This is a genomic window from Nocardia sp. NPDC004123, assembly GCF_053603795.1.
Window position 1 is genome coordinate 99,305 of the sequence record NZ_JBSGGG010000004.1, and the last position, 12,863, is coordinate 112,167.

Below are 12,863 nucleotides of genomic sequence, written 5' to 3' on the forward strand. Positions count from 1 at the left end.
TGCGGCAGAATAGGTCGTTCTATTGGGGCCGCCGAGGCCTCGGATGTTCTTGCGCATTCCACCGAGACCGGATGCCGGGTGGGTCGGGCATTCGCAGGCTGGCCTATTCGGGTGGCCAGATGGCGCTCAGCACGCGGCCTGGCCAGTCGTCGGGAATACCGGCCAGGGTGACATAGCTGCCGTAGAACGAGCCGATGAGCATGCCGGTGAGGACGTCGAGATCGGTGGACGCGGGAAAATCGCCCGCTGCCAGGGCTTTTCGCAGCAGGGCGCGGCGCGGCTCGACTATGCGGGTCTTGAACGATTCCAGCAGTTCGGGGTGGCGGCCTTCCTCGGCGAGTAGTGAGCCGAGAATGGCCATGGCAGGACCGGCCCGCAGGTTGTCGTGGAAGTTCTCCAGGATCGCCAGGGCGTGGGCGCGCGGGGTCGCGGCGGCGGCGGGTGGCTCCACGACCCGCAGTGAACCGATCACCGCCGCAACCAATTCCGCCTTGTTTCGGTAGCGGCGGCGCAGGCTGGGGGTGGTGGTGCCCGCGGCGGCCGCGACCGATTCCAGCGACATGCGGGCGTAGCCGAGTTCGCCGAGCGAGTGGGCGGCGGCCGCCAAGATCGCTTGGTCCAGGGCCGGGTTCCTCGGTCGTCCGGCCTTCGGTTGCGGGGTGCTCATTACATTGCGATAGTACATCGGAACGTAATTGATCGATGGAAGGACCCATCATGACGGAGTCGTTGCCGGTGAGCGCGGTGATCCGCGTCGGACGCGCCACCTTCGACCCGAGCCTGTTCACGGACTTCAGCGCGCTGGTCACCAAGCAGGCGGACTACCTGGTCCCGGCCATCAAAGAATTGCCGGGCCTCATCTCCTGGTTCACCGGCGTCTCGCCTGAGGGTTCGATGGTGCAGATCAGCATCTGGGACACCGAGGCGCACGCCAAGCAGATGGACGACCTGAAGTTGATGGCCGTTGTGGCCCGCGGCGAAATGGAGGCGATCGGAGGCCATTTCGAACGCCCGATCATCAACTACCCCATCAACTGGACCATCGCCGGATCGGTGCCGGCCGCCGCGGTCATCCATGTCGCCCGCGGCAGCTTCGACGCCGAACGGTTCGCCGAGGTCGAGACCCTGGCCATCAAGCAGGCCGAGTACCTGGTCCCGGCCATCGAACAACTGCCGGGACTCCTGCACTGGTATACGGCCGTGTCGCCGGAGGGCGCGATCGCCAATATCAGCGTCTGGGACTCCAATGACCATGCGGTGCAGATGTATTCGCTGCACGAAATGGTCACCGTCGCCCGTGGTGAATTCCAGCAGCTCGACGCCCTGACCTTCCACCCGATCGTCGACTACCCGATCAACTGGACGATCTGAGGGATCCGGTCCATACCCAAATTTGCGACGTGACAGCGATTCTCGAGAATGAGCGCTTGGACAACGTCACGCTCGCGAGGAACGTCCGGAACGCTGTGTAATCGGCAGTGGCGGACGTTCAGCTGGCGTCGGATCGGCATCAGTTGACCTTCCGATGCCCCGCGCTGGCCGGTTCGGTCAGCGCGGTATGCGGCAGGAGCGGATATTCAGATGGGGGCCGCAGTCAATTCAACGGGGAGCTGGCGTGGCTGGTCGATGTCCGCCAGCTCAGCAGTGGTCGAATGGGGTGTCCTGGAACCAGCCGCAGCTTCTTCCCTGATGGCGGCTACTGTCTGTCGGGGCGGTGTAGTGCCGAGAAGGGCCCTCCTGGACGGCCTCCTGACCGTGGGCGCCTGCTTGGGTGTCACGCGACAAGTGGCAATGCGCGCCAGCAACGGTGACACACCCAATACACCGGATAAGTAGCCCGTTTACTCACCTGGACTCGTTGACCCAAGCGCATCCGTCCGTCAACGTCGCATTGACGACTAACCGACAAATATCGATTTCCGCCGGTGGAATGCGTGTGCGTAGTGGTCGTGCCCCCCTCTGGACACACTGAAGCGTGAATCCCTTTGCAACGCAAATGGATTCATGCTATTGGATTCCAAAGCCGTATTGGACCCCCACCTCGATTCGATCGGCGGGCACGTAGTCCGTTCAAGGATGAGGACGAGTCAGCCTTCAGACCTGGAGTCTCCTGCCGAGCCTGTCCGCTCGCCAGCCCTGGTCGTCGACGGCGCGGATCAACGCATATTCGATGGAGGCTCGGCGACCGGACTCGTCGGCGTAATAGTGTGCGGCGGAGAGGGCTTCGGTCACCTGGTCGGTGCGGTGGTCACCCAGTTGGATCGGTAGGCGGCCCAGTCCGCGGGTGTGGCGGTGTAGTCGACGAAGAGGGCTACGCCGAAAGCGGGCCGGGTGGGATCGGTGCGGCCCAAGCCCAGCCGGATCGCTCGGATTGCCGCGTCAACGGTTTCCGCTGAGCTGTGGTGGGCGATGTTCTCCGTCTGATAGGCCGGTAGGCCCATCAGTAAGTCGACGGATGGGGGCGTGACCTGTAAGGCAAGTGTGGTCTGTTCGGCGACGTAGCCGCCGTACATGAAACGGTAGGGCATGGCCGTGTCGTAGGACATCACGGCGATTTGATCCACCCGATGTGCCGCCGCGGCGAAATACGCTTGCGACCACCACTTTTCATGCCCGGCGACGGCGAGGTAGGGGGCGTGCAATCCAGGTAGCGGGTCGATTTGGGGAGCGGCGATCGACAGCAGGGCGTGACGGCCCGTGGTGAGGGCGTGGGCTTGGTCCAGCAGGGGCAGGAAATCGGCGGTGCCCGAGCGGATCGGCTCGAAATCGTAATGCACGCCGTCGAATCCGAGATCCAGTAGCTGTCCGGTCGACGCGAGGATGTTTCCCCGCACGTCGGGGGCGTCGAGGTGCAATTCGTCCGGGTACTCCGGGGCGACGAAGTTTCCCAACCAGGCCTGCACCCGGGCGTTGGGAATTTCGCGGTGGACGGCGTCGACGAACCATGACGCGTTGGGATGCCGGTCGTCGGGAAGGCTTCCATCGGAGTCGAGCGGACCGGAGAAGACGTAGAGATCCTTGATGCCGGTGTCGGCCAACTGCGCCTTCAACGCGGCGACGTCGCCTTCGTCCTTGCGACCATCGATCCACTCGTGCCCCAGCCAGAGCGCGTCCCGACCCCTGGTGTGCGCCGTCGGCGTCCCCGCATACTCCAGCCGCAGCGCGACCACCATTCCGCCGACCACGGCGGTGACGAGCCCCAGCACCGTCAGCCCGGGAATCCACGTCCGTCGCCACCACAGCGACCACCGCATCCGCCCCCCATTCGTCACCGAACGCCCAGCCTATGGCACGGCGAATGGCTTCGCCCGTCGAGCCGATCAACTTTCAGTTGCCGTCGAACATGATTCGGTGACTCGCGCGGGCGGTGTTCGACACGATCAGCCTGATCGGGCCGCCCGCTGATATCGCCCACGCCTAGCCCTCAATTCGGCAATAGCGGACGTTCTGCGGCGCACCGGGTTCCGGCCGTCGGCGCCCCACGCTGGCCGGTTCGGTCAGCGCGGTATGCGGCATGAGGGGACGTTGGGTCAGCCAGGCCGCCGGCCTCGCTGTCGATCCAACGAATTGTCCGCTCCTGTCAAAAGCTTGACCCCAAGACATACAGGTGAGTGTTTGGGAGTATGTCGTGGGCGGTGTCGCGGGTCGACACAATCGCGGAGCCGTCGAAGCGCAGTGCTCGCCGCGCGGAAAGAGATTCCTCCGCCGCCACAGGAAGCAGTCAGGTTGATATGAGCGAAGAGCCGACCACCATCGAACTCGACGAGGCCGTCTTCACCGGACCGCCCACGACCCTGACCAGCGGCCTGGTCAAAGCCCTGCGGCCACGTCAGTGGGTGAAGAACGTTCTGGTGCTGGCCGCACCGCTGGCCGCGGGCACGATTCCGGGTACCGACACCTTTGCCATCTCCGATCTCACCCGCGATCTGCACATCGGTATCGCGTTCGTGGTGTTCTGCCTGGCAGCGTCGGGCATCTACCTGGTCAACGACTCGCTCGACGTGGAAGCCGACCGAGCGCATCCGACCAAACGCTTCCGCCCGATCGCCGCCGGCGTGGTTCCGATGCGTCTGGCCTACGCGCTGTCGGTGGTGCTGCTGACCGCCTCGATCCTGATCTCGTTCGTGGCGACATGGCAGCTGGCCGTGGTGATGGCTGTTTACGTCGGCATCCAGCTGGCCTACTGCTTCGGTCTCAAGCATCAAGCGGTCCTCGACGTCTGCATCGTGTCATCGGGCTTCCTGTTGCGCGCGGTTGCCGGTGGCGCGGCGGCGAGTATTCATCTGTCGCAATGGTTCTTGCTGATCGCGGCCTTCGGTTCGCTGTTCATGGCCGCGGGCAAGCGCTATGCCGAGTTGAAAATCGCGCTGGACACCGGCGCCAAGATTCGTAAGTCGTTGCAGTACTACACGCCCACCTACCTACGTTTCGTCTGGACCTTGTCGGGCACCGCAGTCGTGGTCTTCTACGGGCTGTGGGCGTTCGAGCCCGACCACAAGGACAACCCGTGGTTCGCAATCTCGATGATTCCCTTCACAATCTGCATCCTGCGTTACGCAGTCGACGTCGATGGAGCCGGAGCCGGTGAACCCGAAGAGATCGTGCTGGGCGACCGCACTCTGCAGTCATTGGCCCTGGCGTGTGCCGCAGCAATCGGTGTGGCCGTCTACCTCACCTGAGCAGACATATGAGGCACGTGCCGCGTCATGAGCAGACCTCATGGCACTGGCTCGACACACCGACGACCTGTAATCGGCATGAGCGGATGTCTCTGGGCCGCCGTCGATCTCGCTGCCGGCGGTACCGGGACTGTAAAAACAACGGCTCTGGCTCACTTCCGGTGGTGACGGAGGGTCTCTGACGGCACGATATTGCGGTGTGCGAGGTGAATGTGCCTGCTGCCGTGCTGTTTTCGGGTTTGGATCCACTGTTGGTGGAGGATGTCATTGATGAGGGCGGCCAGATTCTGGTGCAGGCGCGGACACCGGGTGGTCCGGCGGCCTGTCCGGGCTGCGGGGTGCGGTCCGCCCGGGTGCACGGGTATCACCAGCGGATCGTGGCCGATGTGCCCTTGGACGGTCGGGCTGTGGTGGTGCAGGTGCGGGCGCGGCGGCTGGTGTGCTCAACGCTGGGCTGCCGAAACACTTTCCGCGAGCAGGTGCCTGGGGTTTTGGAGCGCTATCAGCGTCGAACCGCGCGCCTGACCGTTCAGGTCCGGTCGGTGGTGCGGGAATTGGCCGGCCGTGCAAGCATCCGATTGCTCGCGGCGCTGCCGGTTCGATTGTCGCGTCACACCGCGATCCGGATTCTGTTGCGGATCCCGCTGCCGCGACGGTCGACGCCGAAAGCGTTGGGCGTGGACGACTTCGCATTGCGCCGCGGCCAGCACTACGCCAGCGTCCTGATCGACGCCGCCACCCATCAACGCATCGACGTGCTCCCCGATCGCAAGTCCGATTCGCTCCGCGCTTGGCTCTGCGAGCATCCCGGCGTCGAGGTCATCGTCCGCGACGGTTCCACCGCCTATGCCGAAGGCGCCCGCCGCGCCCTGCCCGGCGTGATGCAGGCGTCGGACCGCTGGCATCTCTGGAACGGACTGGGCCGGGTGGTCGAGAAGGCGGTCGTCGCCCACAGCACCTGCTGGGCCAAAGCCGGGCCCAAACGCCAGCAATTAACGCGAGAGACAACAACTTTGCAGCGCTGGCACGATATTCACGCGCTGCTCGACCAAGGCGTCGGGCTGCTGGACTGCTCGCGGCGGCTGGGTCTGGCGCTCAATACCGTCAAACGCTATGCCCGAGTCCCGCAACCGGATCGGCTGCGCCGCCCGCCGCAATATCGTGCCTGCTTGGTCGACCCTTACCGAGATCACCTGAGAACCCGCCGCGCCGACGAACCTGGCGTTCCCGTGGCGCACCTGTTCGAGGAACTGAAAGCCCTCGGCTACACCGGCAGCCTGAACCTGCTGCACAAATACCTCAACCAGGGACGCCATCCCAGTGATCGGATCCTGCCCTCTCCGCGGCGGCTGACCAGCCCGATCATGACCCGCCCGGCCGATCTGCCCGATCAGCATCGCGCCCACCTCAACGAACTATTGACTGCCTGCCCGGAACTGACTGCACTCGCTGCGCTCGTGCACGAGTTCGCGCAGATCATGGCCAACCGGCGCGGCGCCGAGATCGACTGCTGGATCAAGCAGGTCCGCGCCGCCGGCCTCATCGAGCTGGAACCATTCCTCACCGGTGTCGACCAGGACCACGACGCCGTCGTCGCCGGTCTGACCCTGCCCTACAGCAGCGGCCCGATCGAAGGTGTCAACACGAAAACCAAACTGATCAAACGGCAAATGTATGGCCGAGCAGGATTCGACCTCCTCCGAAACCGAATCCTGCTGGCCTGACCCCGCTGGCTTAACCACCACCGGAAGTGGGCCAGAGCCGTTATCTGGACAGACCCGCGGTACCCCGCTGGCCGGTTCGGTCAGCGCGGTATGCCGCAGAATAGTGCGTTTGCTGCGCTGCTGGCTCGGTGTTATGGGATGAGCGTGTTGACAATGGCTTGAAGCCGCGTGTCCCTGTCGTGAGGCAGGGCTTGTGGTCCGGCGAGCTGCTCGGTCCATGCTTGCAATTGTGCTGCGCCGCAGAACATCAGGGCCAAGGCCCAGGTGTCGGCGTCGGGGGAAAGCGCGCCAGTGGACTGCCAGGTCGTCAAGTACGTGGCCATCGCTTCCACGGCCAGTTGAGGTCCGGTGTCCTGGGCGGTGTTCGTCGCCCGGTAAGCGTCGAAAAGGCTGATATCGGAGACGGCCCCGGCAACGAGCGGGAGCGAAGCCGCGTAGTAGTCGATCGCTTTGTCCCCGACCGTCATCAGCGTGGCGCGTAAGTCCTCGCAGTGAGAGGTCGATGGGGTGAGGGCGGCGCGCCAGGCGGCCAGTTCGGGCAGTTCCCTCGACAGCAGAGCGGTGAGCAGGCCGAGTTTGCCGCCGAAGTTCTTCGTGATCGAACCCTCCGCAGCGTCTGCGGCTACGGCGATCTCGCGCGTGGTGAGGCGGGCGATGCCCTTCTCGCGCAGCAGACGAGCGGCGGCATCGAGGATCCGCTGTCGGGCGGGTGGTGCCATCGGTGATCTCCCTCGGTCGGCGGCCCATCCATTGACAAGTGAGGTGAGCGCGCACCATAGTAACGCCATCGCAGAATGACGTGAGTGCGCACCGCACTTTGCGCTGAAACCCAGGAGATGCACGTGGACATCAACACTGCCGACACCCTCATCAACATCGGACTCACCGGAGCCGAGCGGTTCGCCATCGGTGTCATTGCCGCAGGCGGGCTGATCATGGTCGCCGGAGTTCGGCCACTGCTGCTGGCCGCCCAGTCACCGGGCACCGCCCCGAGCATCGCCCTGGCCGTCGAGAAGATCTCGGTCGGGGCGTGGAACCGCTACAACCGAGCTTCACTGATCGCCAGCATCGTTCTCGCCGTGATCGAGGTCGCGCGACTCGCGGCCGGCACCGGAACGATGGCCGCGGTCTACCTGGTCGGCGCACTGGCCATGGCAGCGATCCTCACTATCAAGCTGCGCGTCGACGCCGCGCTCGCAGCCCGCGCAGCCAGTGGCGCTAACAGCGCTCGCGGTACCTCCGCAGACGGGACGCAGGCCAATACCGACCTTGACCGGACCCATGCACTCGTCGAACGACTCTCGGTCCCCTTGCTTCTCATCGCGGTTCTGCTCGCCCTGCTCCCAGTCCTGCGCTGATCCGAGATGATCCCGGCGACCGACACGCGATATTCGGCATGAGCGCGCACTGCTGATGTCGAGCCGCGCTGAATCTGTTGACCGCCATCGCTTCTCGAAATCGAAATCGCCTGACCGGGGTCGGGTGGTTCTGAGAGGGTCGCCGTATGAAGATCGGTGTTGCGCTTCCGCAGATGGCTCCCGGGTACGGACCGGGTACGACGGTCGACTGGGCTCGGCGAATCGACGCGGGTCCGTTTTCGAGTGTCTCGGTGGGCGAGCGGGTGACGTTTTCGAACCCGGAGATGGTTGCGACGCTGGGTGCTTGCGCGGCGGTGACGGAGCGGGTGCGGGTTCTGGCGAACCTCTGGGTGCTGCCACAGCACCCGGTGGCGATGGTCGCACAGCAGATCGGGACTCTCGACCAGCTCGCGAACGGACGTCTCGAGATGGCCGTGGGCGTCGGCGGTCGCGAGCACGACTACCGCGCTCTCGGCGCTGATTTCAAGGGACGGCACCAGCAGCTCGACGACAAGGTGGCCGAGTTGAAGTCACTGCTCGCCGGTGAGCCGCCGTTCGAGGGCGCGGACCCGGTCGGGCCGGCGTGCGTGCAGCCGGGCGGGCCGATCATTCTCGCCGGCGCGATGGGGCCGAAGGCGATGCGTCGGGCGGCGCGGTGGGCGGATGGCATCTCCGGCTTCAGTATTCGAGGCGATGCGGAGGAGATCGCCAAGGTGGGCGAGCTCGCCGACCGGTGCTGGGCCGAGGCCGGTCGTGCGACGACCCCGCGCAAGGTCAGTGGCTGCTTCACCGCTCTGGGCGTTGCCGATGCCTCGGAGGCGTTGCACGCATTCACCGCTCGCTACCTCGGCTTCCTCGGACCCAGGCTGGCCGAGATGATCGCCGCCTCGACGCGGGCGTCGAGTCCCGAGGTGCTCGCCGACATTCTCGACGGCGCGGAGCGGGCCGGGTGCGACGAGTTCATTCTGGTCCCGGCCGTCACCGACCTGAAATTCCTCGAGGTGGCGGCCGAGGTGGTGACCGCACGGCCTTGACGCTCGAGGAATGGAACCTGTTCTATTCCATGCATGACGCTGCGAGTGATCCAGTGGGCCACCGGTGGGCTTGGCCAGGCCGCGATCGGCCAGATCCGGCTGCACCCGGATCTCGAGCTCGTCGGGTGCTGGGTGCATTCGGAGGCCAAGGTTGGCCGGGACGCCGGTGAGCTCGCCGGGATAGGCCCGATCGGTGTCACCGCCACCAACAGCATCGACGAGATCCTCGCGATGGACGCCGACTGCGTCCTCTACTCGCCGCTGATGCCGAATCCTAAAGAGGTGGCGGCGATTCTGCGTTCGGGCAAGAACGTCGTCACGCCGCTGGGCTGGTTCTGGCCGACCGCGGAGGAGAAGGAGAGGATGACGGCCCCGGCCCGCGAAGGCGGCGTGACGCTGCACGGGACCGGGATCGACCCGGGCGGTGCCACCGAGCAGCAGCCGCTGTTCTTCACGGGCCTGTCCAGCGCAATCACGTTCGTCCGCGGTGAGGAGTACTCCGACATCCGCACCTACAACGCCCCCGACGTCGTACGCCACCTCATGGGTTTCGGTCAGTCGCCCGAGCAGGCGATGAACGGTCCGATGCTGGCGTTGCTGGACAACGGGTTCGACCAGTCGGTGCGGATGTGCCTGGACGCGCTCGGCTTCGCCGACGCCGAGATCCGCAGCAGCCGCGAGGTGGCGGTCGCGACCGCGCCGATCGACTCGCCGATCGGCGTGATCCAGCCCGGCCAGGTCGCCGGCCAGCGCTTCGCCTGGGAGGCATTCATCGGCGACACCAAGGTCGTCAGGGTCGCGGTCAACTGGCTGATGGGCGATGAGAACCTCGACCCGCCTTGGAAATACGGCGACGGCGGCGTCCGGTTCGAGGTCGAGGTGAAGGGCGATCCCGACTGTCTCGTGACGATCCACGGATGGCACCCGACCAGCGTGGCGGCCGGCCTGCAGCGCAACCCCGGCATCGTCGTGACCGCGGCGCACTGCGTGAACTCGATCCCCTACGTCTGTGCTGCCGAACCCGGCCTGCTGACCTTCGTCGACATGCCCGTCGTCACCGGTCGGGCGCACCCGGACCTGGCGCGCTGATCGCACCGGGCATCTCGCGCCGACTGGATCTCGCTGTGCCCGTTGATCTTCTGATGCCCGGCGCCTGAGGTCCGCTGTCAACGCTGAGACGGATCGAAAGCGTGTTCTATCATCAGTTCCGGCGCCTGATGAGCGAAAAGGAGTGGTCGAATTGGCTGATGAACAGCTGGACCCCGCAGCGGACGAAGACGCGTACGACGTCAATTTGGAGGAACCCGTCATCGACTCCGCTGTGCCGACCACTTGGCAGGAATTCGCCGAGGACGCCCGGACAGGGCAGTCGGCCATGATCATAGAGGGGTTCGGGAGTGTCACTCTCCCGGGGGCGGCCCGCTTCGCCGGGTAGACATTGTCACTCGTCTTGGATCGTCACGCCGCCCGCATCGAGCGGACGAGGGATAACGGTGTTGGTCAGAGTCGATACGGCTCCAGCCGCACGCCACACGAAGGACCTCGAAGCATGAGCATGACGCAGACATTGATCGCTCTCGGGGGAATCACTGTCGCAACACTTCTCACCGCATGCGAGTCCGCCGACGACAGTCGCGCTCAGATCCCCACGTACGTATGCAATGAGGCCATCGTCGTGCAGCCGCTGGGTTACAAGGATGGGGACACCGTCGTCATCACCGGCCGCGGCGACTGCCAACCCGCAGAAGGCACTGCCGGACAGGACAATACGATGAGAGGTCCCTGGCAGATCACCCAACGCAGCCCGACACCGATCACTTACAACTGCGGAAAGCAACCTCCAGCGCCCCTTGGCCTCGACGGCAAGCCCATCGAGTTCCTCACCATCTCCGGCAACATCGCGAATGCTCCCGCCTACGTCAACGGCTACGACTGCATCCCGTAAGCGATCACACTCCGACCGGTTCGGTCAGTACGATCAGCGGCATTACACGTCGTTTGCTGCTGGCCTGAAGTGTGTGCCGCAGGGGCGGTCTGGCGTCGGTAGTGCGCGTTCCATGACAGGGTGGGCCGCGTGACCGACGAGTTCGCCGCCGTGACGAAGATTCATATCCACGAAGACGAGTGGGGCATGCGCTGCCTTCACCCTCTGGCGGCCGCCACCGAAGTGGCGGGCGACTTGCGTGCGAGCGAGGTCGCGAGCGGTGCCAACCGCGCGCCGGACGGCATCGGCTGGACCGATGTGCACGAGATCGCGGCGCCCGAGCACGACTACGCGGAGGCAGGGCTGACGTTCGCACAGGTCGATGCGGTACTGGCACCGATCATGCCGCGGGTCCGGCGGTTCGTCGCGACGGCGTCGGCAGGGTTCGACGAGAGTAGACGGGACCCGATGGGCATCTACGAGGATGACGCCTACTGCTACGGCGTGGACGCGTCCTGTTTCATCAAGTTGAACGGCGATGAGCCTCTGGTCGAGAGTATTTGGTTTCGGGCCGACACCAAAGACCCCGCGCGTCTGGAACTGCTCCGGCGGGCGATCATTGCCGTTGACCTACTCGCTCCGTCGGTCATCGCTGACTACTGGCTCGACTGCACCGGCCCCGTCGCGGACGGTGAATTCCTCCACCGGTACATGCGGATGCTCGCGCAGGAAGCCGAGGACTAGGCCGGCCGCGATGGCCTCGCCGGACTGCTGGCCATGCCCACCACGCAGTGAGCGCATCCTGAATTCGGCAGTAGCGGACGTTCTGCGCCGCACCAGGTTCCGGCCGCCACTGCGAGTGCGACAACACCGCCATCTACCGCTGCGAGTCGCACCGACTTCAATCTGACGCATCCCGGCCCGGTCACGGTTGTGGTGCTGGGGGGTGTACCCCAAAACGGCAGCCCCACTTGGAGTCCGGCCAGCCTGGTGTCTGCCCCGAAAAGTGGGGGCCATCCGATATGTCCGAAACATCGGTGTGTCACATGTTGGCCGGGCTAGCGTTCAGCGACCGGAAAACGCCGGGCAGATCATGATCGGGGAGCGAGTATGACAGGGCAAGCGGGGCGTCGAATCGGTTGGTTTGCAACAACAATGGCGCTGGCGGCGACGGCGGCAACCATTGCTGCGCCGACTGGTTCGACGAGCCCGAGCAGCGAACCGCACGGCGTGTACGTGTACAGCGACGGCTGGACGGTTCCGGCGCACATTTATGTCGGCGTGCGCTACACCGTCTGGGCCTCGGCCATTTATACACCAGCCCGGGTGAACTTCTACGACAATTCCGCATGCCTCGGCAGCAGCCTCGCCTCCATCTACAACGACCCGGTGCAGGAAGGTAACGCGACGGTGTCCTGGGTGCCGACCAGCGCGGGAACACACGTGCTGTCCACCAAACAGGGCAGCTACGAGGGAAGTTCGGGTACCCTGCAGGTCGAACCCGCGCCCGCCGGAACCACCCCTGTCGCTCAACCGAAACTGGACGGCTGCGGAGGCGGCGGCAGCTTCGACCCCACCAACTACTTCTAGCGGCAGTGCAGTTTCTAGCCCATAGTTGTGCGTCTCATGAGATCGGTGCCATCGACAGTCAGGCGTTGCGGTAGGACGACGCACGCCCGACTTACCCGGTGGGGTTCCCTTCGCAGATCAGCGTCATGCCGCAGCTGTTGCTCCCACTGGCGGCAACGCCGGCGGCACCCGGACCCGGGTAGCGCCGGGTCCGTCGGCGAGGGCGTACCGGTGACATCGGTACGCCATATCCGTTGTTTTCCGCGCGAGTTCTACTGGAACCCGAAGACCGGCATTACTGCTGCAAGTCACACTTTTCGGCGCACGTCGGAGTGTGGTGCGGGGTGCCAAAACGACAACCCCAGATGCATTCAGAGGGGTTGCGCTGGCCGGTTCGGTCAGCGCGGTATGCGGCAATGTAGTGCGTTCGGTTGACTCCCATGAGTGGGAAGCGATTGACAGTGATATGCCCAACGAACTGATGACTTTTATTGGGCAGCGCGGGATTCCGGCTAGGGTGAAGGCTCGAGGCGAGCGTCTCGAAGATCAATATCGGGGGATCCATGATCAGCGAT

General features: G+C 64.9%; 13 protein-coding genes and 1 pseudogene. 10 read left to right on the forward strand and 4 right to left on the reverse strand.

The features are described 5' to 3' along the window. Window positions 1-103 precede the first annotated feature (103 nt). A complete protein-coding gene (locus tag ACWEQQ_RS06580) occupies window positions 104-667 on the reverse strand; it encodes a TetR/AcrR family transcriptional regulator (protein WP_452347486.1) in 564 nt (187 codons plus the stop codon). A gap of 50 nt (window positions 668-717) precedes the next feature. On the opposite strand from ACWEQQ_RS06580, the gene ACWEQQ_RS06585 reads away from it, so the two are divergent. Continuing rightward, complete coding sequence (locus tag ACWEQQ_RS06585) at window positions 718-1,371, forward strand: hypothetical protein (protein WP_452347487.1); 654 nt, start codon at window positions 718-720, stop codon at window positions 1,369-1,371. A 732-nt stretch (window positions 1,372-2,103) separates the two neighbouring features. Here the strand turns inward: ACWEQQ_RS06585 and ACWEQQ_RS06590 are convergent. Together ACWEQQ_RS06590 and ACWEQQ_RS06595 are read right to left on the reverse strand one after the other, a co-directional pair. Next, a pseudogene (locus ACWEQQ_RS06590) lies at window positions 2,104-2,235 on the reverse strand (23S rRNA (adenine(2503)-C(2))-methyltransferase RlmN); the annotation flags it as partial. Continuing rightward, complete coding sequence (locus tag ACWEQQ_RS06595; RefSeq protein ID WP_452347488.1) at window positions 2,229-3,272, reverse strand: hypothetical protein; 1,044 nt, start codon at window positions 3,270-3,272, stop codon at window positions 2,229-2,231. The gene ACWEQQ_RS06595 and the pseudogene ACWEQQ_RS06590, both read right to left, overlap by 7 nt. Window positions 3,273-3,731: 459 nt before the next feature. Between ACWEQQ_RS06595 and ACWEQQ_RS06600 the strand changes: the two genes are divergently transcribed. Together ACWEQQ_RS06600 and ACWEQQ_RS06605 are read left to right on the forward strand one after the other, a co-directional pair. After that, window positions 3,732-4,679 carry a decaprenyl-phosphate phosphoribosyltransferase gene (locus ACWEQQ_RS06600; RefSeq protein ID WP_452347489.1) on the forward strand — a complete coding sequence of 316 codons (948 nt, stop codon included), beginning with the start codon at window positions 3,732-3,734 and terminating at the stop codon, window positions 4,677-4,679. Window positions 4,680-4,870: 191 nt separating this feature from the next. Next, window positions 4,871-6,403, forward strand: coding sequence for an ISL3 family transposase (locus tag ACWEQQ_RS06605; RefSeq protein ID WP_452347689.1), 1,533 nt, complete (start codon window positions 4,871-4,873; stop codon window positions 6,401-6,403). 131 nt (window positions 6,404-6,534) lie between these two features. Here ACWEQQ_RS06605 and ACWEQQ_RS06610 read toward each other — a convergent pair whose 3' ends face one another. Beyond that, window positions 6,535-7,122, reverse strand: coding sequence for a TetR/AcrR family transcriptional regulator (locus ACWEQQ_RS06610; protein ID WP_452347490.1), 588 nt, complete (start codon window positions 7,120-7,122; stop codon window positions 6,535-6,537). Window positions 7,123-7,206: 84 nt separating this feature from the next. On the opposite strand from ACWEQQ_RS06610, the gene ACWEQQ_RS06615 reads away from it, so the two are divergent. The 7 genes from ACWEQQ_RS06615 to ACWEQQ_RS06645 all read left to right on the forward strand — a co-directional run bounded on the left by ACWEQQ_RS06615 (window position 7,207) and on the right by ACWEQQ_RS06645 (window position 12,309). Beyond that, window positions 7,207-7,761, forward strand: coding sequence for a hypothetical protein (locus ACWEQQ_RS06615; protein WP_452347491.1), 555 nt, complete (start codon window positions 7,207-7,209; stop codon window positions 7,759-7,761). 146 nt (window positions 7,762-7,907) lie between these two features. Beyond that, window positions 7,908-8,795: an LLM class flavin-dependent oxidoreductase gene (locus tag ACWEQQ_RS06620; protein ID WP_452347492.1), complete on the forward strand. Its 888-nt coding sequence runs from the start codon at window positions 7,908-7,910 to the stop codon at window positions 8,793-8,795. Window positions 8,796-8,828: 33 nt separating this feature from the next. Continuing rightward, window positions 8,829-9,884, forward strand: coding sequence for an NAD(P)H-dependent amine dehydrogenase family protein (locus ACWEQQ_RS06625; protein WP_452347493.1), 1,056 nt, complete (start codon window positions 8,829-8,831; stop codon window positions 9,882-9,884). Window positions 9,885-10,035: 151 nt separating this feature from the next. Then, entirely contained in the window at window positions 10,036-10,230 is a 195-nt protein-coding gene (locus ACWEQQ_RS06630) for a hypothetical protein (RefSeq protein ID WP_452347494.1), read from the forward strand. 114 nt (window positions 10,231-10,344) lie between these two features. Then, window positions 10,345-10,740, forward strand: a complete 396-nt coding sequence (locus ACWEQQ_RS06635; RefSeq protein WP_452347495.1) for a hypothetical protein — start codon at window positions 10,345-10,347, stop codon at window positions 10,738-10,740. A 129-nt stretch (window positions 10,741-10,869) separates the two neighbouring features. Further along, on the forward strand, window positions 10,870-11,463 hold the full coding sequence (locus tag ACWEQQ_RS06640) for a hypothetical protein (protein WP_452347496.1): 594 nt from the start codon (window positions 10,870-10,872) through the stop codon (window positions 11,461-11,463). Window positions 11,464-11,874: 411 nt separating this feature from the next. Beyond that, a complete protein-coding gene (locus ACWEQQ_RS06645) occupies window positions 11,875-12,309 on the forward strand; it encodes a hypothetical protein (RefSeq protein ID WP_452347497.1) in 435 nt (144 codons plus the stop codon). Window positions 12,310-12,863: the final 554 nt, after the last annotated feature.